Source organism: Phycobacter azelaicus (assembly GCF_014884385.1).
In the GTDB taxonomy this organism is placed as follows: Bacteria; Pseudomonadota; Alphaproteobacteria; order Rhodobacterales; family Rhodobacteraceae; genus Phycobacter; species Phycobacter azelaicus.
Map to the genome: position 1 here is coordinate 292,935 of NZ_WKFH01000003.1, position 23,597 is coordinate 316,531.

A 23,597-nucleotide genomic window follows, 5' to 3' on the forward strand; every position below is an offset into this window, starting at 1 on the left:
GGGCGTATGACGTGGCGGAGCGAAGGAGAGCTATCATGCAGCATCTGGAAGAGCAGATCGCACATCTGACCCGCACCGTGGACGAACTCAGCGATGTGGTGGCCCGCCAGCAGGCCGAGCTGGACCGCCTGGGCCATCGGCTGCAAATGCTGCTCGAGCGAGAGGCAAGCCGCTCGCAGGAGGGGACCGGCGGTGTCATCTTCGCCGACGAGCGGCCGCCGCATTACTGACGCCCAACGCTTGACAGCATGGAAAGGCATTTACGCCTATGCCAAACAGAAGAGAGCTCGTTGAACAGAAAGGCCTAGCCAGCTCTGGGGAAACGCTGTTCGGGAGGGTCCATGGTGTCGCGCCCAATCTTCAGGGAGGACCATTTGGTTTCCAGCATCCACTCCACGTCTTTACCAGACATGGGACGAGCAAAAAGATACCCCTGCCCCATCTGGCAATTGACCGATTGCAGAAAATCCAACTCCTCAGGCGTTTCAACCCCTTCGGCGATGACCGACAGGTCCAACCCATGCGCAAGAGCCAGTATGCCAGCCACGATACGCTGGTTTTCCGGGCTGTCCTGAATGTGGGAAATGAAACTGCCGTCGATCTTGATGCTGTCAAAGGGCAACTGCCGCAGGTTGGAAAAAGCTGAAAAACCTGCCCCAAAATCGTCAAGCACAACGGTAACACCAAGGTCACGCAATTCAGCTAGCGCGCCTCGTGCCATTGCAAAATCGGACATAATCGCGGCTTCAGTAAGCTCAATGACGAGGCGATCCGGATCAAACCCCGTTTCTTCTAAGCTTTCCTTTATCCGCTCTACCAGGTGTCCGTCCCGGAACTGGGTGGGTGAAACGTTGAACGAAAGACGCAAGGCCGGGCTCCAGCCTTTTGCGGTCATCAAGGCTTGCCGAAGGACGCTCCACCCTAGGGAGGAGATCAAGCCCACATCTTCGGCAATTTGGATGAAGACATCCGGTGGCACCACACCACGCGTTTCATGTGTCCAGCGGGCCAGCACCTCGAACCCACGCAATCTGCCTCCGGCAATATCAAAAACCGGATGGAAAAACGGAATGATCTCGTCGTTTTCAACGGCATGCTGCAAATCAAGTTCCAAAGCCCTGCGTTCGCGCGCCTTTTTTTCAAGGGTGGTGTCGAACCAGGCGAATTGCCCCCGCCCGCTTTTCTTGGCCGAATACAGCGCGTGATCGGCCCGTTGCAGCGCACTCGCCCGGACCTGTTCGGCGGTGAGACGAGCAAGCCCGATGCTGGTCCCAATAGAAAGGTGGACACCATTCTCAATGATCGGCTGCGATACGGATGCCAAGATGTGCTTAGCAATATTCTCGGCACGTTCAACGGATGCCCCAGGCGCCAGTGCGATAGCGAACTCATCCCCGCCAAGGCGCGCAACCAAATCGCCATCTTCCAACTCAGCCAGTAACCGCTCAGCTGTGCGCACGAGGACGAGGTCGCCGTATGCATGTCCGTGCACGTCATTAACCGCCTTGAAGCGGTCCAGGTCAAGCATCATGATGATCCCCTCCTGGATCATCCCAGTGCGACCCAGGGACTGCAGATGATCCATGAAAGCCCGACGGTTCGGAAGGCCCGTCAGGGCATCATTGAGGGCAACTTGCTGCGCCTGCCGTTCGGCATTGTCCCGTTCTGTCGCCAACTTTGACAGCTGGCGTGATCTGACGATCAAGGCCACCATCAGACCCGCTGTCAAGTTCAGGATAAGAACCGCCAGCTCGTCCAGTTCCCAATCCTCGTGAGCGCGACTAAACTCGTAAAACTCCTCGAATAGCTCAAGCTCGGCACTGATCATAAACGTCAGTGCCGTACCCGCCGCAATCAGCAGGTACACCCAGTTTTCCTTCAACCGATCAAGGAAAGATGACACGCAGTGGCTCCACCAGAAATAGCACTCCACTCCAGTGCTATACGAGCTTTCCTAACATCCTGTTCAGTCAGAAAGGCCTCTTTTCCTAAAGCTTTAGACACCTCCTAACGCTGCAGGAGTCCCGTCCGGAGCCTGTTCGCCTAGATCTCTTCCACATCCAGAACCCCTTCAAGGGATTTCAAAGCACCTTTTATTTGCGGATTGATCGGAAAAACCTGCCCGAGATCCATCTCCACATCTCCAGGCAGACCGGGATCCTGCAAGTACATCAGCACCTCGCCTCGGCTGGCGTTTCGAGCTGCCGATTTGGCATCCTCCAACACGCGCGCCACGGTGGCAATGGCGCCGGGATCACTGACATAGACCCGCAGGGAGCTTTTGCCTGCATCAGCAATCGCGGCATCAACCGGTCCGACGGACCTGACCAGTAGCTTCAACTGATCACTTTCCATGGTGGCCTCGGCCGTGATCACGACCTTGGCGCCAGTCTCGAGGAACTCTCTAGATTTTTCCAGAACTTCCGAGAATAGAGTCACCTCGAAGGCGCCGCTCGGATCGCTGAGCTGTGCAAAGGCAAAGCGGTTGCCGCGCGCCGATTTCCGTTCTTGCCGTCCGGCGACCACCCCGGCCATTTTCGCCATGAAGGGGCCGCGCTCGGCCTTGGAGGTGACCTCATCCAGGGTCAGCACGTCCTTGCGTTTCAGGGCGGGCATGTAGTCGTCCAGCGGATGCCCTGACAGGTAAAAGCCGATCGCCTTGAACTCCTCGCTCAAGCGTTCGGCAGGCAGCCAGTCGGGCGTGCCCGCAAGACGCGGCTCGGGCAGATCATCGCCCGCCTCGCCAAAGAGCGACACCTGGTTGGAGTTCTTCTGCTCGTGGATCGCGGCAGAGTAATTCACCAGCCCCTCAAGGCTTTCGAACAGACGGCGGCGGTTGCCGTCAAGCTGATCAAAGGCCCCGGCCCGCACCAGCATCTCAAGCGGCCGCTTGCCGACCTTCTTGAGGTTCACCCGGCGGGCAAAGTCGAAGATGCTGACAAAGGGCCGCTCGGTTCCATCCTCGCGCCGCGCCGCTGTTACCAGCCGCATCACATCGACACCGACGTTTTTGAGGGCGCCCAGCGCATAAACCAGCTCACCATTGACCACGTTGAAGGTCGCTTCGGAGCGGTTCACGCAGGGCGGCACGTAAGGCAGGCTCAGCCCCTTGCGGACCTCTTCGAAATAGATCGCCAGCTTGTCCGTGAGGTGAATATCGCAGTTCATGACCCCGGCCATGAACTCGACCGGGTGGTTCGCCTTCAGCCAGGCAGTCTGGTAGGAAACCACCGCATAGGCAGCCGCGTGGGATTTATTGAAGCCGTAGTTGGCGAATTTCTCCAGAAGGTCGAAAACCTCCGACGCCTTCTTCTTGTCGACGCCATTCTCCGCCGCGCCCTTTTCGAATTTGGGGCGTTCGGCATCCATCGCCTCTTTGATCTTCTTACCCATTGCACGGCGCAAAAGGTCCGCGCCGCCAAGGGAGTAGCCCGCCATCACCTGGGCGATCTGCATCACCTGTTCCTGATAAACGATGATGCCTTGGGTTTCTTCCAAAATATGGTCGATAAGCGGGTGGACCGAGGTGATCTCGCGCTGGCCGTTCTTCACCTCGCAATAGGTCGGAATATTCTCCATCGGACCCGGACGATAAAGCGCCACCAGCGCCACGATATCCTCGATACAGGTGGGTTTCATGCGCTTGAGCGCATCCATCATGCCGGTGGATTCCACCTGGAAGACGGCAACGGTCTTGGCGGCGGAGTAGAGTTTATAAGAGGCCTCATCATCCAGCGGGATGGCGTTGATCTCGTTCACGGCGCCTTCCGGCGGGTCATAAAGCTGGGTGCCATCGGCGGCCACATGCAGATCGCGCCCCGACTGGCGAATGAGATCCACCGCATTCTGGATCACGGTCAGGGTCTTCAGGCCAAGGAAGTCAAACTTCACCAAGCCCGCCTGCTCAACCCATTTCATGTTGAACTGGGTTGCCGGCATATCGGAACGCGGATCCTGATAGAGCGGCACCAGCGCATCCAAGGGCCGGTCCCCGATCACGACGCCCGCCGCGTGGGTCGAGGCATTCCTCAAAAGCCCCTCGACCTGCTGACCATAGGTCAGAAGACGGTCCACCACGGGTTCATTCTTGGCCTCTTCGCGCAGCCGGGGTTCGTCCTGCAGGGCCTTTTCGATGGAAACGGGTTTCACCCCTTCGACAGGGATCATCTTCGACAGGCGATCCACCTGCCCATAGGGCATCTGCAAGACACGGCCAATGTCGCGCACCGCCGCCTTGGACAGGAGCGCACCGAAGGTGATGATCTGCCCCACCTTGTCGCGCCCGTATTTCTCTTGAACGTAGCGGATCACCTCTTCGCGCCGATCCATGCAGAAGTCGATGTCGAAGTCGGGCATCGACACCCGTTCGGGATTGAGGAAGCGTTCGAACAGAAGGCTGTAGCGCAAGGGGTCAAGGTCGGTAATGGTCAGCGCATAGGCCACCAAAGAGCCCGCGCCCGAGCCACGGCCCGGCCCCACCGGAATGCCGTGTTCCTTGCCCCATTTGATGAAGTCGGCAACGATCAGGAAGTAGCCGGGGAAGCCCATGCCCTCGATGATGTCCAGCTCGAAATCGAGCCGTTTCTGGTATTCCTCGACACTGACCGCGTGGGGGATCACCGCAAGCCGGTTCTGCAGGCCCTCATTGGCCTGGCGGCGCAGCTCCTGCACCTCGTCATCGGCGAATTTCGGCAGGATCGGATCGCGCCGGTAAGCCATGAAGGCGCACCGCTTGGCGATTTCGACGGTGTTCTCAACCGCCTCGGGCAGGTCGGCGAACAGCGTCACCATCTCCTGCTGGCTTTTGAAATAGTGCTGCGCGGTCAGGCGGCGGCGCGGCTCGGACTGGTCGACATAGGCCCCCTCCGCGATGCAGATCATCGCATCATGGGCCTCGTACATCTCGGTATTTGGGAAGTAGACGTCATTGGTGGCGACCAGCGGCAGATCCATCGCATAGGCCATCTCCACGTGGCCACGCTCGGTCAGCTTTTCCGCCTCGGGCTGACCATCCTCGCCCGGATGACGCTGCAACTCCACATAGAGCCGATCCGGATAGATCTGTCTCAGGCGCTGCATCAGCGCCTCGGCCGCCGGGCGCTGCCCCTGTTGCAAAAGCTTTCCCACCGGCCCATTCGGCCCGCCTGAAAGGCAGATCAACCCTTCGGAGTTCGCCTCCAGTTCTTCCAGCGTGACCTGAGGCAACTGCCCGCCCTTGTCCACGTAAAGACAGGAGGAGAGCTTCATCAGATGCTCGTATCCGGTTTCATTCTGCGCCAAGAGAACGACAGGGGCTGGCGCTTTGGGGCGCTCTCCCGGCTCGCTTTTCTCGAAGCTCACATCCACCTGGCAGCCGATGATCGGCTGGACCCCGGCCCCCGACAAGGTAACTGAGAACTCCAGCGCCGAGAACATCGCATTGGTGTCCGTGACCGCGATGGCAGGCATGTCGTTTGCCTTGCACAGGTCAGGTAGCTTCTTGAGCCGCAGCGCGCCCTCCAGAAGCGAGTATTCGGTGTGGGTGCGCAGGTGAATGAATCGGGGGGCGTCTGTCATGCCGATAGGCTATCCGATCCGATGCGCGGGATAAAAGCGCATTCGTCAGGAAGCCAAAGACGAAGGCCCATAGCCCGAAAAAGCCCCCATTTGCACGAATAATAAGCGCGATTTTCAGAAATATCAGAAAAGACCTTAAGAGCCTTCGGCAAACTCAGGCCAACCACTTGATCCCTAACCCACTCATAATACTCAAAGACCCCTCTTTGGGCGGTCAGCCCTGCCTGTTTGTCGAAATATGAAAGCAAGCGTCGCTTTTTCTTGCCAGACAGCGCCCTGCCTTTCTACTCTGCTTCGTATAACACGGATAAACCCCGCTGGCTCTTCTACGTCGCATCGAAGGGTCCGCCATTTGGGGAAACAGGGTAAGGCGACGGGTTTCACAAGATGACAATCACCTTTCATCTGAACGGTGAGGAGGTAGCGTTGAAGGATGCAGATCCTTCGGCAACGCTGCTTGATTGGCTGCGCGAAGAGCGGGGGCTCTGCGGCACCAAGGAAGGCTGCAACGAGGGCGACTGCGGTGCCTGCACGGTGATGGTTACGGACGCGCGCGGGGCCAAGCCGCTCAACGCCTGCATCCTGTTCCTGCCGCAGCTCAATGGCAAATCGGTGCGCACCGTCGAGGGCGCCTCCGGGCCGGATGGCAGCCTCCACCCGGTTCAGAGCGCCATGATCGATCATCACGGCAGCCAATGCGGCTTCTGCACCCCCGGTTTTGTGATGTCGATGGTCACCGCCCACAAGGACGGCGCGCGGGATTTCGATGATCGCCTCGCCGGGAACCTCTGCCGCTGCACCGGCTATGCCCCGATCATCCGCGCCGCCGAGGCTGCCGCAGATCAGCCCGTGCCGGAGTGGATCGCTGCGGAGGCGCCCGCCAAGGCGGCGCCGCTGGAGAACATGCCGACCTCATCAGACGCGCTGGCCGCGCTTTATGCCGCCAACCCCGACGCGACCCTTGTGGCCGGGGCGACGGATGTGGGCTTGTGGGTCACCAAGGGGCTGCGCGATCTCTCCCAGATGATCTTTCTCGATGCCTGCGAGGATCTGAAACAGATCGAGATCACCGAAAAGACCGTTCGGATCGGCGCCATGGTGGACATGAACCGGATGCGCGCCGCCATCGCGCCCCTGCATCCCTCATACGGCGAGATGATCCGCCGCTATGCTTCGCAACAGGTGCGCGCGGCCGCCACGGTGGGGGGCAATATCGCCAATGGGTCGCCCATCGGGGACAACCCGCCTGCCCTCATTGCGCTGGGGGCGACGCTGCACCTGCGCCGGGGAAATGCCCGCCGCGAGTTGCCGCTTGAGGAGTTCTTCCTAGACTACGGCAAGCAGGACCGCCAGCCCGGCGAATTCGTAGAGGCGGTCTCTTTCCCGCGTCAGCCAGATCACCTGCGCGTCTACAAGCTCTCGAAACGGTTCGATCAGGACATTTCGGCGGTGCTGGGCGCCTTCAATATCCGGGTTGAGAATGGCGTCGTCCATTCCGCCCACATCGCCTTTGGCGGCATGGCGGGCGTGCCGAAACGGGCGCCCCATGTGGAGACAGCCCTGATGGGCCAGCCCTGGACTCCGGCGACGATCACCCTAGCCCAAGGCGCATTTGGCAAGGACTTCACCCCGATGAGCGACATGCGCGCCTCGGACGCCTACCGGCTCGACTGCGCCCGCAACATGCTCTTGCGCTATTTCGCGGATCTGGCGGGTGAAGCCGTCAGCGTGCTGGAGGTGAGCCAATGAGCGTAGCAAAGCCCCTCCCCCATGATGCCGCCCGCCTGCATGTGACCGGTGCAGCCCGCTATGTGGACGATACCCCCACCCCGCGCGGCACATTGCACCTGGCCTTTGGTCTTTCCTCCATCGCCAAGGGGTGGATCACCTCGATGGATCTAGCCCCGGTGCGCAGCTGCCCCGGCGTGGTTGCAGTGCTGACTGCAGAGGATCTGCCGTTTGACAATGACGTATCGCCATCAAACCACGACGAGCCGCTGTTGTCGGATGGCACCGTCAACTATGTGGGCCAGCCAGTGTTTCTGGTGGTTGCCAGCAGCCACCGGGCGGCGCGCATTGCGGCGCGAAACGCCATCATTGAATATTCAGAGGAAACGCCGCTTCTGACCCTGGACGAGGCGCTTGCCGCAAACAGCCGGTTCGAGGAAGGCCCGCGCATCTATGAGAAAGGCGATGCCGCAGGAGCCATCGCTGCCGCTCCGCGCGTGGTGGAAGGTAGCTTTGAACTAGGCGGGCAGGAACACTTCTATCTGGAAGGTCAAGCCGCGCTGGCCCTGCCGCAAGAGGATGGCGGAATGCTGGTCAACTCCTCTACCCAGCACCCCACCGAGATCCAGCACAAGGTGGCCGATGCGATTGGCCTGCCGATGCATGCGGTGCGGGTCGAAACCCGGCGCATGGGCGGCGGCTTTGGTGGCAAGGAAAGCCAAGGCAACGCGCTGGCGGTTGCCTGCGCCGTTGCCGCGCGCCACACCGGCCTACCTTGCAAGATGCGCTATGATCGTGACGACGACATGGTCATTACCGGCAAGCGCCATGCCTTCCGTATCTCCTATCGCGCGGGGTTCGATGCTGATGGGCGGCTTTTGGGGGTGGAGTTCACCCATCTGGTGAACTGCGGCTGGGCGCAGGATCTTTCGCTGCCAGTGGCCGACCGCGCCATGCTGCATGCCGACAATGCCTATGCGATCCCGGCGATCCGCATCGAAAGCCATCGACTGAAGACCAACCTGCAAAGCGCCACCGCCTATCGCGGATTTGGCGGCCCGCAGGGTATGGTCGGGATCGAGCGGGTGATGGATCACATCGCACATGACCTAGGCCTTGATCCGGTTGAGCTGCGGCGTCGCAACTATTATGCCGCCCCCGGTACCGCTAAGGGCGACAATACCACGCCCTATGGAATGGAAGTCAGTGATTTCGAGCTGCACGAGATGACCGCGCAGCTGCTCGACAGCGCCGACTACGCCGCCCGCAAGGAAGATATCACCGCCTGGAATGCAGGCCAGACCCACCTGAAGCGCGGCCTGGCCTTCTCGCCGGTAAAATTCGGAATCTCCTTCACGCTGACACATCTGAACCAGGCAGGCGCCTTGGTGCATGTCTATCAGGACGGCTCGGTCCATCTGAACCACGGCGGCACTGAAATGGGACAGGGGTTGTTCCAGAAGGTGGCGCAGGTCGCCGCAAGCCGCTTTGGCATCCCCTTGGAGAAGGTGAAGATCACCGCAACCGACACCGCCAAGGTGCCCAACACCTCCGCCACAGCAGCCTCCTCCGGGTCGGACCTCAACGGGATGGCGGTCAAGGCGGCCTGCGACATCATCCGCGCCCGCATGGCCGAGCATCTGGCTAACCTGCATCAGATCAACCCCTCCCACGTGGTTTTCGACGGAGGCATGGTCCGTATCGGCGATGCACGCGAGATCACGTTCAATGAGGCCGCGAAACTCTGCTATGAAGGTCGGATAAGCCTCTCTTCCACCGGTTTCTACAAAACACCGAAACTGAATTGGGACCGGATCAAAGGCGAAGGCCGCCCGTTCTTCTATTTCGCCTATGGCGCCGCCCTGACCGAGGTGGTCGTGGACCGGCTGACCGGCGAAAACCGCATCCTGCGCGCCGACATCCTGCATGATGCGGGTGCCTCGCTGAACCCTGCTCTGGACATCGGCCAGGTCGAAGGCGGCTATGTGCAGGGCGCAGGCTGGCTGACGACCGAGGAACTGGTCTGGGACGGCAAAGGCACTTTGCGCACCCATGCGCCCTCGACCTATAAGATCCCCGCCTGCTCAGACCGGCCCGATGTGTTCAACGTGGCCCTTTTCAACGGGCAGAACCGCGAGGACACCATTTATCGCTCCAAGGCGGTGGGCGAGCCGCCTTTCATGCTGGGCATTTCCGCCTGGCTGGCCCTTTCGGATGCGGTTGCCAGCTTTGGCACTACCTACCCGGCGCTGAACGCCCCCGCCACGGCGGAAGAGATCTGGCACGCGGCGCGGAGGGTCTCTGATGGGGTTTGACCTTGAGGGCCTGAAAGCCGCCGTGGCGACCCACGGACGTGTCACCCGCGTGGTGATTGCGGCGATCCGCGGTTCCTCCCCCCGTGAAGTTGGCGCGGCGATGCTGGTGTGGTGCACCGAAGATGGCTTTGCCCAGTCCGGCACCATAGGCGGCGGCGCGCTGGAGTATGAAGCGGCGCAGCGGGCTGCATCGCAGGACACACCCTCAATTCTCAGCACCCACGCGCTGGGGCCGGATCTGGGCCAATGCTGCGGCGGATCGGTCACATTGCTGAGCGAGGTCTTCGAGGTCATCGATCTGGACGCCTTGAATCACGACGTGATCGCCCGGCCCGCTGGCGGCAAAAGCAACATGCCGCTCTCCATCCACCGCAGGCTGTCCAGGCTTCGAAATCAGGGGGAGTACCCGCAGGCGCAGCTGATCGACGGCTGGATGATCGAGCCCGTGCACCGCCCCAATCGCCCGCTTTGGATCTGGGGCGCAGGGCATGTGGGTCGCGCGCTGGTCGATGTTCTGTCTCCACTGCCAGATCACGCAATCACATGGGTCGATACCGCCGCAGATCGGTTTCCCCAGTCCATTCACGGTGGCGTGACCCCTGTTTGGGCTGAAAATCCGGCTCTATTGGTAGCCCACGCGCCGTCATCTGCACAACATCTGGTCCTAACCTATTCCCATGAGCTGGATCTGGCGCTATGCCACGCCCTGCTGAAACACGATTTTGCATTTGCTGGTCTGATCGGGTCTGCCACAAAGTGGGCACGCTTCCGGTCTCGCCTTGCCGCTCTAGGGCACGGCCCGGAGCAGATCACGCGGATCACCTGTCCGATTGGGGATCCCAACTTAGGCAAGCACCCGCAGATGATAGCGATCGGTGTGGCAGCGCAACTGCTGGCGCTTGACGCCCGGCACGAGACAACACCCGCCGCATCAGATGGCGCAGAAGTAAAACAGTGGAAGGATCGCCGCGCGTGACAGTCCCCCTACTCAGCCTTCAGGGCCTGACCAAGGCCTATCCGGGCGTCGTCGCCAATGACAATGTCTCCTTCGATATCGGTGAAGGCGAAGTGCATGCCCTTTTGGGGGAAAACGGCGCCGGCAAGTCAACCCTCGTAAAGATGATTTACGGGCTGGTGAAACCGGACAGCGGGCAGATGCTGCTGCGCGGGGCACCCTTTGCCCCGGCAGAGCCGCGCGCCGCCCGCGCAGATGGCATCGCCATGGTGTTCCAGCATTTCTCTTTGTTCGATGCGCTGAACGTCGCGGAAAACATCGCCCTTGGCATGGAGAACCCGCCTGCGCTGCGGGATCTGGCCAGCCGCATCCGTGAGGTTTCGGAAACCTACGGCCTGCCGCTTGATCCCTTCCGCACCGTGGGCGACCTTTCTGCCGGGGAACGTCAGCGGGTGGAGATCATCCGCTGCCTGCTGCAGGATCCAAAACTCCTGATCATGGACGAGCCGACCTCGGTCCTGACGCCGCAGGAGGTGGAGATCCTGTTCGAGACCCTGCAAAAGCTGCGCAGCGAGGGCACCTCGATCCTTTATATCAGCCACAAGCTGGAAGAGATCCGAAAGCTGTGCGACCATGCAACCATTCTGCGTCTCGGCAAGAACGTGGGCGAATGTACCCCGTCCGAAACTTCGGCACGCGATATGGCCGAGATGATGGTTGGCACTGCTCTTAAAACACCGGAGCGGTCTGAGCGCATCGTTGGCAATGTGGCGCTTGATATCAGCGGCCTCTCCGTCTCTGCGCCTTCAGCCTTTGGTACGTCCCTGAAGAATGTCCACCTGACCGTACGAAAAGGCGAGATTCTGGGCATTGGTGGCGTTGCAGGAAACGGACAGGATGAACTCTTGGCGGTGCTGTCGGGAGAAACCCTAGCGGCTCCGGATGCGGTCAAACTGCACGGCAAACCTATCGGCAGGCTTGGCCCGGTCGCCCGCCGTCGCCTCGGCTTGCTATCGGCCCCTGAAGAGCGACTTGGCCATGCGGCGGCGCCTGATATGAGCCTCACGGAAAACGCTCTGCTGACCGCCGCCGTGCGTGAAAACCTTGTGACCCGCGGCTTCCTGAATTGGCCCGCCGCCAAGGCATTTGCGAAACGCGTTATCGCTGAGTTTGACGTGCGCACGCCGGGGCCGGAGAATGCCGCACGCTCCCTCTCCGGGGGCAACCTGCAGAAATTTGTCATTGGCCGCGAAGTGCTGCAGCGCCCCGAGGTTCTGGTGGTCAACCAGCCCACATGGGGTGTCGATGCCTCTGCCGCCGCTGCAATCCGGCAATCGCTCCTGGATCTGGCCGCAGGCGGTACAGCGATCATTTGCATCAGTCAGGATCTGGACGAGCTGATGGAGATTTCCGACAGCTTCGCGGCCCTAAACGAAGGCCGCCTGAGCAGCCCACGCGCGGCTACGGGCCTGACGGTGGATGAGATCGGCCTGATGATGGGCGGAGCGCATGGCATGGAGGTGGCTCATGTCTGAACGCCGCCATGATAAAAGCTTCAAGGAAGGAGCCGACACATGATCCGGCTTGAAAAACGCCCGCAGCCATCCCGCGCCTGGTCCATGGCCACGCCGCTGGTGGCGGTTCTGGCCACGATGATTGCAGGCGGGCTTTTGTTTGCAATCCTTGGCAAGAACCCGGTGGAGGCGATCCGCACCATCTTCTGGGAGCCGCTGTTTGGCGAATTTGCCTTCTACTATCGCCCGCAACTTCTGGTCAAGGGTGCCCCACTGGTCTTGATCGCTATCGGCCTTTCACTAGGCTTTCGTGCAGGCATCTGGAACATCGGCGCCGAGGGGCAATACATCATGGGCGCTCTCTTTGGGGCGGGCATGGGGCTGGCATTCTACCCCCATGAAGCCTGGTACATCTTCCCGCTGATGGTGATCTCGGGAGCGTTTGGCGGTTGGCTCTGGGCGATGATCCCGGCGCTCTTGAAGGTCAGGTTCGGCACCAATGAGATCCTTGTCTCATTGATGCTGGTCTACGTGGCTGAGCAGTTTCTCGCCTCCATGTCGCTGGGACTACTCAAAAACCCCGAAGGATTTGGATTTCCCGGCAGCCGTAACCTGCAACAATACGAAAGCGCCCATAATGCCGATCTGATTGCCGGATCCGGTATGCATTGGGGCGTGGTTGCAGCACTGATCGCAGTGATCTTTGCCTATGTTCTGCTGAACCGGCACATGCTGGGCTACCAGATCCGCCTGACCGGTGAAGCTCCGCGCGCCGCCCGTTTTGCGGGCGTGAAACCGGCCCGCCTGATCCTGTTCTGCCTTGGCGCATCGGGCATGTTGGCGGGCCTTGCGGGCATGTTCGAGGTTTCCGGGCCATCCGGTCAGGTCTCGATCGATTTCAACGTGGGCTACGGGTTCACCGCCATCATCGTTGCCTTCCTCGGCCGTTTGCACCCTGTTGGTATCCTGCTGGCAGGCGGGCTGATGGCGCTGACCTACATCGGCGGTGATATTGCCCAGTCGAACATGGGCCTGCCCTCGGCCGCAATCCAGGTCTTTCAGGGGATGCTTCTGTTCTTCCTCCTGGCCTTTGACCTTCTGACCAATTTTCGCCTGCGTCTAGGCAAGCCGGAGGTGGCGTAATGGATCTTTCTGCAATCAATCCGGTCCTTCTGGTCGCCTCTCTGATGGTGGCGGCGACGCCTCTGTTGCTGGCCGCCGTGGGTGAGCTGGTGGTGGAAAAGGCCGGCGTTTTGAACCTTGGTGTCGAGGGCATGATGATCGTTGGCGCGATCGCAGGCTTTGCCACTGCCGTCGAAAGCGGTTCTCCGCTGCTCGGCTTTGTCGTGGCGGCGGTTGCCGGTGCGGCGCTATCGACGCTCTTTGCGATCCTCACCCAGTTTGCTCAGGCCAACCAGGTTGCCTCGGGCCTGTCGCTAACGCTGTTCGGGCTTGGCCTATCCGCGCTGATGGGCCAGTCCTACGTGGGGATCAAACCGCCACAGATGCAGGACATCCATATCCCGCTCCTCAGCGATCTGCCCGTGGTAGGCCCGATCATCTTTGGCCACGACATCATCCTCTATTTCGGGATCGCGCTGATCGCAGCCGTCTGGATGGTCCTCAAGTATACCCGTGTCGGTCTGATCCTGCGCGCGGTGGGTGAAAACCACGATGCCGCTCATGCGCTGGGATACAAGGTGCTGAGAATCCGCGTGCTTGCGATCCTCTTTGGCGGCGCCTGCGCAGGCATGGGCGGAGCCTATATCAGCCTCATCCGCGTGCCCCAATGGACCGAAGGCATGACTGCCGGAATCGGTTGGATCGCCTTGGCGCTGGTGGTCTTTGCCAGTTGGAAACCCTGGCGCGTGCTGCTGGGTGCCTATCTTTTTGGCGGTGTCACCGTGGTACAGCTCAATCTTCAGGCAGCGGGCGTTGCCATCCCGGTCGAGTATCTGGCAATGTCCCCCTACCTGATCACCATTGTGGTGCTTGTCATTCTCTCGGCTGATAAGAGCAGCGCACCGGCTGCCCTTGGCCGCAATTTCCATGCCTCCCGTTAGGATCTGACGGAAGGCCAAACACCCTGCCCGACAGTCCGGGTATATTAAAACAAACACGGGGGATCCCTTTGATGAAACTGACGAAACTTCTGACCGGCGCTGCCATGGCTCTGGGCCTGGCGACCAGCGCCATGGCCGAAGACAAGACCAAGGTTGGCTTTGTCTATGTTGGCCCCGTCGGCGACGGCGGCTGGACCTATGAGCACGATCAAGGCCGCAAGGCCGTGGTTGCGGAATTCGGCGACAAAGTCGAAACCGTCTACGTTGAAAACGTCGCCGAAGGCCCCGATGCGGAGCGCGTGATCACTCAGATGGCCCTGCAGGGCGCTGACCTGATCTTCACCACCTCCTTTGGCTTCATGGATCCGACCATCAACGTGGCCAAGAAGTTCCCGAACGTGAAGTTCGAGCACGCCACCGGCTACAAGCGCGCAGACAACGTCTCGACCTATTCTGCCCGTTTTTATGAGGGGCGCGCCATCCAGGGCCACATCGCGGGCAAGATGACCAAGTCGAACATCATCGGCTACATCGCCTCCTACCCGATCCCCGAAGTGATCCGCGGCATCAACTCGGCCTATATCCACGCGAGCAAAGTGAACCCGGACGTCGAGTTCAAGATCATCTGGGCCTACACCTGGTTCGACCCCGCGAAGGAAGCCGATGCGGCCAAGGCCCTGATCGAACAGGGTGCGGACGTCATTCTGCAGCACACCGACTCCACCGCGCCGCAGGCCGTTGCCAAGGAAGCGGGCAACGTCGTGACCTTCGGCCAGGCCTCCGACATGGGCCAGTACGCACCCTTCCCGCGCGTCTCCTCCATCATCGACGACTGGGCGCCCTACTACGTGGCTCGCACAAAGGCCGTGATGGACGGCACCTGGGAGTCTGTTGACACTTGGGACGGCATCGGCGCCGGCATGGTCGGCATCGGTGAGATCACCGATGCGGTACCGGCAGACGTCAAGGCAGAGGCATTGGCGTTGAAAGAGGCCATCGCATCGGGTGAATACCACCCCTTCACCGGCCCGCTGAACAAGCAGGACGGCTCGGTGTTCCTGGCCGAGGGTGAAACCGCCGATGATGGTACGCTTGCAGGCATGAGCTTCTACGTTGAAGGCCTCGAAGGCACCATCCCGCAGTAAGCGAATTGCCATTTGAAATACGAAAAGGCCCGCCAAATTAGCGGGCCTTTTTCATGTTCTGGATATTGAGCGGCTAGGCCTTTTGCGAAAACACCCGATAGGCCAACAGCACCCGAGACCCAGCTGTCACGAAACACAAGCCCCCGAACACCCAGGACATTGGCGCAAACGCTCCCGGAAACAGGCAAAGCGCGACGAAGAAACCGATCGTCTCAGCCCCTTCCAAAAGCCCCCCGGTGAAATACAGCGTTTTGACACCGCGGGCTGAGCTGGTCATCTTGTGCCGCTCGGCCAGCACGGAATAGCCAAGGAAGCTGGCGCCATTGACGTAGAAGGACATGAGCAGGAACGCCCCCGCCACGCCATTGGCAGCAGGGTCGGCCAGCACAAAGCCCATGGGCACCGCGCCATAAAACAGGAAATCGCAGGTGATATCGAGATAGCCGCCAAACCCCGTGGGAGCACTTGCCCGCGCCACGGCTCCGTCCAGCCCATCGGCCAGCCGCGACAACAACAGAGGCAGCAAAGCCCAACCAAAGGCGCCCAGCGCGATCATCCCCGCCGACAATAAACCAAAGCCCAGTCCAGCCAGTGTCACCTGGTTGGCGGTGATCCCCCAGCGCGCAATGACCCGGCCCTGGGCATTCAGGGCGGGATCGATCAGAGGGCGGATGCGGGCATCGAACATGGGATCTGTTTTGCCCTGCAATTGCGCCGCGCTCCAGTCACAATCGCGCGTGCGGACATTTCTGCTGGGGCGCCATCTTGGCTCTTTTCCCTGTTACACGGACGTGGCAGTTTGCGCGCATGACACGCACCCTAACCACCCCCGATCACACCCCCGCCAGCCGCTTTGCCTTTGGCACCATGCAGTTCGGAGGCCGCGCGGATGAGACGCAATCGGCCGAAATGTATGCCGCCTGCCGCGCCGCCGGGATCAGCCATTTCGACACCGCCTGGGTCTATACTGAGGGCGCAAGCGAGACCATTCTGGGCAAGCTGATCAAGGGTGAACGGGAAAAGCTGCTGATTGCCACCAAGGTCGGCTATACCGGCGGTGCAGGTGCCGCAAATATGCGCGCGCAGTTCGACACAAGTCGCAAGCGGCTGGATCTTGATATGGTCGATGTCCTCTATCTGCATCGGTTCGATCTCGACACCGACCTGCATGAGACGCTGGAGTGCTTTGCAACCCTCAAACAACAGGGGCTGATCCGCTATGTGGGCCTGTCGAACTTTGCCGCCTGGCAGGTGATGAAGGCACAGATGATCGGCGCCGAATTCGATCTCAAGGCGGATATCTTTCAGCCGATGTATTCGCTGGTGAAACGTCAGGTCGAAGTGGAAATCCTGCCCATGTGCGCCGATCAGGACATCGCCATTGCACCCTACTCCCCGCTAGGCGGCGGTCTGTTGACCGGCAAATATGCCGCAGGCGCTAGTGAAGGGCGTCTCAAGGAGGATGAGCGCTACAACAGTCGCTACGGTCAGGGTTGGATGCATCAGTCCGCCGCCGATCTGGCGGCCCTTGCCGCGGAGGTCGGCACTGATCCCGCGACTCTCGCCGTGGCCTGGGCCGCTGCCCACCCCTCGGCGCCGATGCCGATCATTTCGGGCCGTAACGCGGATCAACTGGTCCCCTCGCTGGCCGCGCTGGAATTCGAGATAACGCCGGATCTTTATGCACGCATCTCCTCCCTCAGCCCGCGTCCCGCGCCCGCCACCGACCGGCTGGAAGAACAGGACGAAGGCAGCTCGGCATGAGCGATTTCATTGTCATCGGTGGCGGCATTGCCGGTATCAGCGCAGCTGCACGCCTGTCGGATCTGGGCAGCGTCACGGTGCTGGAGGCGGAAGAGGCGCTTGGCTACCACGCTTCGGGTCGATCCGCCGCGATGTTCGAGGAAAACTACGGCAACCCGGCCACCGTTGCCCTGAACAAGGCCAGTGCGGAGTATCACCGCACCGCCAATGGCGGCTATCTGACCCCGCGCGGCTTCATGCTGGTGGCGGGTCCCGGCGAGGAAGAACAATTCACCGCCGATGTGAAAGAGCTGGACCTGCACCCGATCGCGGTTGAGGATGCCTATGCCCGCGTTCCCATTCTGAAACCTGAAACGGTCACGCTGGCCGCCCTGCATGAAGAGGCGCAGGATCTCGATACCGACCGCATGATCCAGGATTTCGCCCGCGTCGTGCGTGGCGCTGGCGGTAAGGTTGTGACGAAAGCTGAAGTCACCGCGATCAGACATACCGGCGCAGGCTGGCAGGTCACGGCAGGCGGTGAGGTCTATGCCGCCAAGCAACTGGTCAATGCCGCGGGAGCCTGGGTCGACCGCATCGCAGCCCTCGCCGGGGTTGATCCCATCGGTATTGTCCCCAAACGCCGTTCCATGGCGCGGCTGCCTGCGCCGGGCGGGCATGATGTAACCTCCTGGCCGATGATGATGGGCGTGGGCGAGGGCTGGTATGCCAAACCCGATGCCGGCAAGCTGCTGGTCTCCCCCGCCGATGCGGACCCTGTTGACCCCCATGACGCCTTTGCGGACGATATGGTGCTGGCCGAGGGACTGGCGCGTTATGAGGAAAAGGTCACAGAACCCGTCACCCGCGTCGAAAGCAACTGGGCGGGCTTGCGCAGTTTCGTCCCGGATGGGGCGCTTGTTCTGGGCCCCGATCCTGCACGGCCCGATTTCATCTGGTGCGCAGCGCAGGGCGGCTACGGCTTTCAGACCGCACCTGCCGCCTCGCGTCTGATCGCCGATCTGATCGGCGGCCGCCCATCAGAACTGGACCGCGATATCCTCGCGGCCCTCTCTCCCGAAAGATTGCGCTGATGCCCATTCGTTCCACTCCCGGCTCTGCGTCTGTCACCGAAAGTCAGGATGGGAAGCTGTTCGCCCCCTCCGCCGCGCGCAATCTGGAGCCGCTTTGTGATCTGCTGGAAGAGATCGCACCCAAGTCAGGTCAGGCATTGGAGATCGCCAGCGGCACCGGCCAGCACGTGGTGGCCTATGCCGCCCGCCTGCCGAGCCTCATCTGGCAACCGAGTGAGGTAGACGCCACCCGCCGCGCCAGTATCGATATCCATGCTGCCGAGGCCGACCTAGATAACATCCGTCCCGCGCAAGAGCTGGATGCCACCGCCCCCGGCTGGGCGCAGAGTGTTGAGCCCGTCGATTTCATCGTTCTGTCGAACCTCTTGCACCTCATCACCGAAAATGACGCAAAGACCCTGATCCGCGAGGCCGCGCGCGCCCTGAAACCATCGGGAAAGCTCTGCATCTACGGCCCTTTCATGCGAGCCGAGGAGCTGACCAGCGAGGGCGACCGTGCCTTTCATGCCTCCCTCATCGCTCATGATCCGGACATCGGCTACAAGGACGATTTCGACACCATCGACTGGATACAGAATTCGGGCCTCGACATGGCAGACGTGATCGAAATGCCCGCCAACAACCTCGCGCTGGTGGGGCAAAAGCCGGATTTCTGACCCAGATCAAGGCCGCTTGTCCCTACCCACCCTACTCCTTCGAAAAATCGAATATGAAGATCGAAGGAAAACCGATGGACTGGCATGACAAACTCGACAAGACCCGCGCAGGCCTGCGCAACCTGAACCGGGCGATCCCCGACACGGCGCAGGCTTTTGGCGCGCTGGGAAAGGCCGTGAAACAGGGGGGAACGCTGGAATTCAAGCAAAAGGAATTCGTCGCCCTGGGCATCGCAGTCGCCCTGCGCTGCGAGGATTGCATCGGCCTGCACGTCGAGACGCTGATAAAGGCAGGCGCCAGCCGAGAGGAAGTGGCCGATGTGCTGGCCATGTCGATCCAGATGGGCGGTGGCCCCTCGATGATGTATGCCGCCAAGGCGATGACATGCTTTGATGAACTGACAGCGGGATAATCGCTGACAGAGCGAAACAGAATGGCTAGGCTTCCCAAAACTCCAAACCGGGAGCCTGCCATGAAAGACGAGTGTCACACACCCACCTGGACCAGCTTTGAAGAAGCGGGAAAGGCCGACTGGGACGCGGTCATGGAGTATGAGGAGGCTTACAACGCCGCCCTGCCCGACCGCATCCTGGATGCGATCCGCTCGCTTGACGAGGACTGGACGCCCTATCCCGTCAACCGCTACCAACACTGTCTGCAGGCCGCGACCCGCGCCCATGCCGATGGCGCCGATGATGAGATCATTGTCGCCGCTCTGGTGCATGACGTGGGTGATATCCTGTCGCCCTACAATCACGGTGAACTGGCCGCCGCGATGATGAAACCCTACGTGAGCGAGCGCACCTGGTGGATCCTGAAACACCACTGCGTCTTCCAAGGGTATTACTACAATCACCACCTTGGCGGGGACCGACATGCCCGCGACAAATACAGCGACAGCCCCTATTGGGAAGACTGCCGCAAGTTCTGTCACGACTACGATCAATGCGCATTCGACCCGGATTATCCGACGAAACCACTGGAGTTTTTCGAGCCGATCCTGCGTCGGGTATTGGCGCGCGGTGAAGGCCACATGGAGCTGAACGAGACCCGCGACGGCTGATTTAGGTCAGCTGCCCAGCAGCCAGACGACCCCGCCCCAGATCAGCGGCAGCAGCAGTGCGGTTGCTAATGCGTTGAGCCCCATCGCAAGGCCGGAAAAGGCACCCGCGGTTTCATTCACCTGCAAGGCACGGGCCGTGCCGATACCATGGCTGGCAGTGCCGATCGCCAGCCCCCGCGCGCGCCAGTCGACAACACCGGTCATGTCCAAGAGCTTGGGCCCCAGCATGGCGCCAAGGATCCCTGTGACGATCACCAGAACCGCCGTCAGCGAGGGCAGCCCGCCCAGTTTCTCGGCAATGCCCATGGCAACGGGGGCTGTCACCGATTTGGGCGCAAGCGAGGCCAGCACCGCCTGTGACCCGCCAAGAAGCCAGGCCACGCATACTGCCGACAGGATCGCCGTCAGCGACCCCGCAACAAGGCTCACGGCAATCGCCAGAGCGGATCTGCGCACCCGGTGCCATTGTCGGTAAAGCGGCACCGCAAGGGCGACCGTGGCTGGCCCGAGCAGGAAATGCACAAACTGCGCCCCTTCGAAATAGGTGCCATAATCCGTGCCGGTCAGCACCAGGACCGCCACCACGATCAGCACCGCGCCCAACACCGGATTGAGCAGTGGATTGCGGCCCATCCGCTCAAAAACGGCACTGGCCGCTTGAAACGCCACCAATGTCAGGGTCAGGTGAAACAGAGGCGAAGCGCTGAGGTAGACCCAGGTATCCTGAAGGCTATCCATCGCCGTTCTCCGGGCTTTCCCCCTTGCCCAGCCACTGCATCAACAGGCCGGTCACCGCGATTGTGACAAGGGTTGAGATGACCAGCGCCAGGCCAAGCGGCAGCAGCGCCTCCCCCAGAAGTTGGAAATGCAGGATCACGCCAGTGCCCGCAGGCACGAATAGCAACGACATGGAGCGCAGCAGACCATCCGCCGTCTGATCCAGCCGCTTTGGCACATGGCCGCGCAGCATCAGGAAGGTGAACAAGAAGACCATCCCCAGAACCGGCCCCGGCACGGGAAGCGCAAGCGCGCCCGTGATGAACTCCCCGGCCAGTTGGCAGACCAGGATCAATGTGAGGTAGCCGAGCATCCCATTCCTCCCCCTTGGATGGCCCAACTGTTGCACCCTGCCGCTGACCAGACAAGCGCCCGTTTCCAAACAAAAAGCCCCGGCACATGGACCGGGGCTTCGATGGGGTCTGCGAAGGTGGCTTAGCCGTCCTTGCGGATGGTCTCGTTCTTGGGGTCATACGGGCTGTCGCAGGTCACGACCGCATCCCACAGCTTGTCCTGCATCTTGACCTTCAGCTTGGTGCCTTCGACCGCCAGATCGGGGGTGACATAGCCCATGCCGATGCTCTTCTCGAAGGCCACCGAATAGCCGCCAGAGGTGAGACGCCCGACACGGGTGCCATCCTCGGCATAAAGCGCCTCGCGTCCCCAAGGGTCAGCGTCGGCAGGTCCATCGATCAGAAGCGTGCAGCATTTGGCGCGGATGCCCTTTTCGACCATCGCTTCCTTGCCGTGGAACTCTTTCTCAAGATCGACAAAGCGCGGCAGGTCCGCCTCCAGCGGAGTGGCGTCACGGCCCAGCTCGGTGCCGAAGGCGCGATAGCTTTTCTCCTGACGCAGCCAGTTCTGGGCGCGGGCGCCGACCAGCTTCATTCCGTGTTTCTCACCAGCCTTGTTCAGAAGATCCCAGAGGTAGGTCTGCATCTCGATCGGGTGGTGCAGTTCCCAGCCCAGCTCGCCCGTGTAGGCCACACGGATCGCATTCACGGGGCACATTCCCAGTTCGATCTGCCGCGCCGAGAGCCAGGGGAAGCGCTTGTTCGACAGCGCCGTTTCGGGGTCGGCGTCCACGATCACCTCTTTCAGCACATCGCGGGATTTCGGGCCCGCGATGGCAAAGACGCCCCACTGGGTGGTCACGTCCTGGATCTCGATATAGCCGAACTCCTCCATCTTGTCCTCAGCCGCCTTGCGCAGGAAGTCGGCGTCATATTCGCTCCAAGCGCCAGCCGAGACGAGGTAGTAATTGTTCTCGCCATTGCGCACGATGGTGTATTCGGTGCGGGTGGTGCCCGCCGAGGTCAGCGCATAGGTCAGGTTGATGCGGCCCACTTTCGGCAGCTTGTTGCAGGTGAACCAGTCCAGGAACTGCGTCGCCCCGGGACCTTTGATCACGTGTTTGGTAAAGGCGGTCGCATCGATCATGCCCACGCCATTCCGGATCGCTTTGGCCTCTTCGACGGCATACTGCCACCAGCCGCCACGGCGGAAGGAGCGTGCCTCCTTGTCGAAATTGTCCGGCGCGTCCAGCGGGCCATAGTAGTTCGGCCGTTCCCAGCCGTTGACCCAGCCAAATTGCGCGCCGCGCGCCTTTTGCCGGTCATAGGCCGGGGCGGTCCGCAGAGGACGGCAGGCTTCGCGTTCCTCATCCGGGTGGTGCAGGATGTAGACGTGCTCGTAGCATTCCTCGTTCTTGCGCGCGGCGAACTCGGTGGTCATCCAGTTAGAGGAATAGCGTTTCGGGTCGAGCGAGGCCATGTCGATCTCGGCTTCGCCATCGACCATCATCTGCGCCAGGTAATAGCCTGTACCGCCCGCGGCGGTGATCCCGAAGGAGAAGCCCTCGGCCAGCCACATGTTGCGCAGGCCCGGCGCCGGACCGACCAGCGGATTGCCGTCGGGCGTGTAGCAGATCGGACCGTTGAAATCGTCCTTCAGGCCGCTTTCGGCGCAGGAGGGCACCCGCTCTGCCATTGCCATGTACTGATCGGCGATCCGGTCCAGATCCAGCGGGAACAGATCGGCGCGGAAGCTGTCCGGCACGCCGTGCTCGAACCGTGCGGGCGCGCCATGTTCATAGATGCCAAGGATCCAGCCGCCGCGCTCCTCGCGGGCATAAGATTCATTGTCGGCATCACGGATCACCGGGTGCTCGGGGTTGCCCGCCTCGCGCCACTTTACCAGCTCTGGGTCCTTGTCCATGACGATAAATGTGTGCTCGACCGGGATCGCGGGCATCTTGATGCCTAGCATCTTGGCAGTGCGCTGCGCGTGGTTGCCCGACGCGGTCACCACATGCTCGGCGGTGATCACCACCTGCTCGTCCGAGGGGACAAGGTTGCCGCCCTGCTCCACCATCTTGGTACAGGTCACTTCCCAATGGGTGCCGTTCCAATGGAAGGCATCGGCCTGCATCTTGCGCACGATCTCAACCCCGCGCTGCCGCGCGCCCTTGGCCATCGCCTGGGTCACGTCGGCGGGGTTAATATAGCCATCCTCGGTGTGATAGATCGCGCCCTTCAGGTCGGAGGTTTCGATCAGCGGCCACCGCTCCTTGATCTGGTCGGGGGTGAGCCACTCGTATTTCACATCGCAGGTTTCCGCGGTGGATGCATAGAGCATGTATTCATCCATCCGCTCCTGTGTCTGCGCCATGCGCAGGTTGCCGACCACGGCAAAGCCCGCGTTGAGGCCTGTTTCCTCTTCCAGGGTCTTGTAGAAATCGACCGAGTATTTGTGGATGTGCGTGGTCGCGTAGGACATGTTGAACAGCGGCAGCAGACCGGCGGCGTGCCAGGTGGAGCCGGAGGTCAGCTCGTCCCGCTCGATCAGCATCACATCGTCCCAGCCCGCCTTGGCCAGGTGATAGGCGATCGAGGTTCCGACGGCGCCGCCGCCGACAACCAGTGCTTTGACTTGGGTTTTCATGTCCCGCTTCTCCGGAAGAAATGACTAGGCTTTCCCAATCATAT

The 23,597-nt window shown here is 61.2% G+C and carries 19 protein-coding genes; 13 read left to right on the forward strand and 6 right to left on the reverse strand.

All coding sequences use genetic code 11. The features are described 5' to 3' along the window. Window positions 1-35 precede the first annotated feature (35 nt). A complete protein-coding gene (locus tag INS80_RS02535; RefSeq protein WP_192964093.1) occupies window positions 36-230 on the forward strand; it encodes a SlyX family protein in 195 nt (64 codons plus the stop codon). Window positions 231-304: 74 nt separating this feature from the next. Here INS80_RS02535 and INS80_RS02540 read toward each other — a convergent pair whose 3' ends face one another. Next, window positions 305-1,867, reverse strand: coding sequence for a putative bifunctional diguanylate cyclase/phosphodiesterase (locus tag INS80_RS02540; RefSeq protein ID WP_192964094.1), 1,563 nt, complete (start codon window positions 1,865-1,867; stop codon window positions 305-307). Between the two features lie 176 nt (window positions 1,868-2,043). Next, window positions 2,044-5,556, reverse strand: a complete 3,513-nt coding sequence (gene dnaE, locus INS80_RS02545; RefSeq protein WP_192964095.1) for a DNA polymerase III subunit alpha — start codon at window positions 5,554-5,556, stop codon at window positions 2,044-2,046. A gap of 387 nt (window positions 5,557-5,943) precedes the next feature. Here dnaE and INS80_RS02550 point away from each other — a divergent pair, with 387 nt between their 5' ends. The 7 genes from INS80_RS02550 to INS80_RS02580 all read left to right on the forward strand — a co-directional run bounded on the left by INS80_RS02550 (window position 5,944) and on the right by INS80_RS02580 (window position 15,276). Next, window positions 5,944-7,305, forward strand: coding sequence for a xanthine dehydrogenase small subunit (locus INS80_RS02550; protein WP_192964096.1), 1,362 nt, complete (start codon window positions 5,944-5,946; stop codon window positions 7,303-7,305). Further along, on the forward strand, window positions 7,302-9,599 hold the full coding sequence (gene xdhB / locus INS80_RS02555; protein ID WP_192964097.1) for a xanthine dehydrogenase molybdopterin binding subunit: 2,298 nt from the start codon (window positions 7,302-7,304) through the stop codon (window positions 9,597-9,599). Before INS80_RS02550 ends, xdhB begins: the two co-directional genes overlap by 4 nt. Next, window positions 9,589-10,575, forward strand: a complete 987-nt coding sequence (gene xdhC, locus INS80_RS02560; RefSeq protein WP_192964098.1) for a xanthine dehydrogenase accessory protein XdhC — start codon at window positions 9,589-9,591, stop codon at window positions 10,573-10,575. Before xdhB ends, xdhC begins: the two co-directional genes overlap by 11 nt. Next, a complete protein-coding gene (locus INS80_RS02565; RefSeq protein WP_192964099.1) occupies window positions 10,572-12,089 on the forward strand; it encodes an ABC transporter ATP-binding protein in 1,518 nt (505 codons plus the stop codon). The genes xdhC and INS80_RS02565 overlap by 4 nt, the downstream gene beginning before the upstream one ends. A gap of 39 nt (window positions 12,090-12,128) precedes the next feature. Further along, window positions 12,129-13,211: an ABC transporter permease gene (locus INS80_RS02570; RefSeq protein WP_192964100.1), complete on the forward strand. Its 1,083-nt coding sequence runs from the start codon at window positions 12,129-12,131 to the stop codon at window positions 13,209-13,211. Next, window positions 13,211-14,131, forward strand: coding sequence for an ABC transporter permease (locus tag INS80_RS02575; protein ID WP_192964101.1), 921 nt, complete (start codon window positions 13,211-13,213; stop codon window positions 14,129-14,131). Before INS80_RS02570 ends, INS80_RS02575 begins: the two co-directional genes overlap by 1 nt. A 71-nt stretch (window positions 14,132-14,202) precedes the next feature. Then, the gene (locus tag INS80_RS02580) at window positions 14,203-15,276 is read left to right on the forward strand and encodes a BMP family ABC transporter substrate-binding protein (protein ID WP_192964102.1); all 1,074 of its coding nucleotides are present in this window, start codon (window positions 14,203-14,205) and stop codon (window positions 15,274-15,276) included. A gap of 73 nt (window positions 15,277-15,349) precedes the next feature. Here the strand turns inward: INS80_RS02580 and INS80_RS02585 are convergent, their stop codons facing one another. Next, window positions 15,350-15,964 carry a CDP-alcohol phosphatidyltransferase family protein gene (locus INS80_RS02585; protein WP_192964103.1) on the reverse strand — a complete coding sequence of 205 codons (615 nt, stop codon included), beginning with the start codon at window positions 15,962-15,964 and terminating at the stop codon, window positions 15,350-15,352. Window positions 15,965-16,083: 119 nt separating this feature from the next. Here INS80_RS02585 and INS80_RS02590 point away from each other — a divergent pair, with 119 nt between their 5' ends. The 5 genes from INS80_RS02590 (at window position 16,084) to INS80_RS02610 (ending at window position 19,833) form a co-directional block, all read left to right on the forward strand. After that, entirely contained in the window at window positions 16,084-17,040 is a 957-nt protein-coding gene (locus tag INS80_RS02590) for an aldo/keto reductase (RefSeq protein ID WP_192964104.1), read from the forward strand. After that, window positions 17,037-18,113: an NAD(P)/FAD-dependent oxidoreductase gene (locus INS80_RS02595; protein WP_192964105.1), complete on the forward strand. Its 1,077-nt coding sequence runs from the start codon at window positions 17,037-17,039 to the stop codon at window positions 18,111-18,113. Before INS80_RS02590 ends, INS80_RS02595 begins: the two co-directional genes overlap by 4 nt. Then, on the forward strand, window positions 18,113-18,769 hold the full coding sequence (locus INS80_RS02600) for a DUF938 domain-containing protein (protein WP_192964106.1): 657 nt from the start codon (window positions 18,113-18,115) through the stop codon (window positions 18,767-18,769). The genes INS80_RS02595 and INS80_RS02600 overlap by 1 nt, the downstream gene beginning before the upstream one ends. A gap of 74 nt (window positions 18,770-18,843) precedes the next feature. Continuing rightward, window positions 18,844-19,182: a carboxymuconolactone decarboxylase family protein gene (locus INS80_RS02605; protein WP_192967159.1), complete on the forward strand. Its 339-nt coding sequence runs from the start codon at window positions 18,844-18,846 to the stop codon at window positions 19,180-19,182. Window positions 19,183-19,242: 60 nt separating this feature from the next. Beyond that, entirely contained in the window at window positions 19,243-19,833 is a 591-nt protein-coding gene (locus INS80_RS02610; protein ID WP_192964107.1) for an HD domain-containing protein, read from the forward strand. Window positions 19,834-19,839: 6 nt separating this feature from the next. Here INS80_RS02610 and INS80_RS02615 read toward each other — a convergent pair whose 3' ends face one another. The 3 genes from INS80_RS02615 to INS80_RS02625 form a co-directional block, all read right to left on the reverse strand. After that, the gene (locus tag INS80_RS02615; RefSeq protein WP_192964108.1) at window positions 19,840-20,571 is read right to left on the reverse strand and encodes an LrgB family protein; all 732 of its coding nucleotides are present in this window, start codon (window positions 20,569-20,571) and stop codon (window positions 19,840-19,842) included. Beyond that, on the reverse strand, window positions 20,564-20,923 hold the full coding sequence (locus INS80_RS02620) for a CidA/LrgA family protein (protein ID WP_192964109.1): 360 nt from the start codon (window positions 20,921-20,923) through the stop codon (window positions 20,564-20,566). The genes INS80_RS02615 and INS80_RS02620 overlap by 8 nt, the downstream gene beginning before the upstream one ends. Window positions 20,924-21,045: 122 nt before the next feature. Then, window positions 21,046-23,553: a GcvT family protein gene (locus INS80_RS02625; RefSeq protein ID WP_192964110.1), complete on the reverse strand. Its 2,508-nt coding sequence runs from the start codon at window positions 23,551-23,553 to the stop codon at window positions 21,046-21,048. Between the last annotated feature and the right edge of the window lie 44 nt (window positions 23,554-23,597).

Excerpts from the sequence above, each read along its gene's own strand:
- INS80_RS02535 (WP_192964093.1), top strand. The coding sequence starts at position 36 with ATGCAGCATCTGGAAGAGCAGATCGCACATCTGACCCGCACCGTGGAC.
- dnaE (WP_192964095.1), bottom strand. The coding sequence starts at position 5,556 with ATGACAGACGCCCCCCGATTCATTCACCTGCGCACCCACACCGAATAC.
- INS80_RS02550 (WP_192964096.1), top strand. The coding sequence starts at position 5,944 with ATGACAATCACCTTTCATCTGAACGGTGAGGAGGTAGCGTTGAAGGAT.
- xdhB (WP_192964097.1), top strand. The coding sequence starts at position 7,302 with ATGAGCGTAGCAAAGCCCCTCCCCCATGATGCCGCCCGCCTGCATGTG.
- xdhC (WP_192964098.1), top strand. The coding sequence starts at position 9,589 with ATGGGGTTTGACCTTGAGGGCCTGAAAGCCGCCGTGGCGACCCACGGA.
- INS80_RS02570 (WP_192964100.1), top strand. The coding sequence starts at position 12,129 with ATGATCCGGCTTGAAAAACGCCCGCAGCCATCCCGCGCCTGGTCCATG.
- INS80_RS02575 (WP_192964101.1), top strand. The coding sequence starts at position 13,211 with ATGGATCTTTCTGCAATCAATCCGGTCCTTCTGGTCGCCTCTCTGATG.
- INS80_RS02580 (WP_192964102.1), top strand. The coding sequence starts at position 14,203 with ATGAAACTGACGAAACTTCTGACCGGCGCTGCCATGGCTCTGGGCCTG.
- INS80_RS02585 (WP_192964103.1), bottom strand. The coding sequence starts at position 15,964 with ATGTTCGATGCCCGCATCCGCCCTCTGATCGATCCCGCCCTGAATGCC.
- INS80_RS02590 (WP_192964104.1), top strand. The coding sequence starts at position 16,084 with ATGACACGCACCCTAACCACCCCCGATCACACCCCCGCCAGCCGCTTT.
- INS80_RS02595 (WP_192964105.1), top strand. The coding sequence starts at position 17,037 with ATGAGCGATTTCATTGTCATCGGTGGCGGCATTGCCGGTATCAGCGCA.
- INS80_RS02600 (WP_192964106.1), top strand. The coding sequence starts at position 18,113 with ATGCCCATTCGTTCCACTCCCGGCTCTGCGTCTGTCACCGAAAGTCAG.
- INS80_RS02605 (WP_192967159.1), top strand. The coding sequence starts at position 18,844 with ATGGACTGGCATGACAAACTCGACAAGACCCGCGCAGGCCTGCGCAAC.
- INS80_RS02610 (WP_192964107.1), top strand. The coding sequence starts at position 19,243 with ATGAAAGACGAGTGTCACACACCCACCTGGACCAGCTTTGAAGAAGCG.
- INS80_RS02615 (WP_192964108.1), bottom strand. The coding sequence starts at position 20,571 with ATGGATAGCCTTCAGGATACCTGGGTCTACCTCAGCGCTTCGCCTCTG.
- INS80_RS02620 (WP_192964109.1), bottom strand. The coding sequence starts at position 20,923 with ATGCTCGGCTACCTCACATTGATCCTGGTCTGCCAACTGGCCGGGGAG.
- INS80_RS02625 (WP_192964110.1), bottom strand. The coding sequence starts at position 23,553 with ATGAAAACCCAAGTCAAAGCACTGGTTGTCGGCGGCGGCGCCGTCGGA.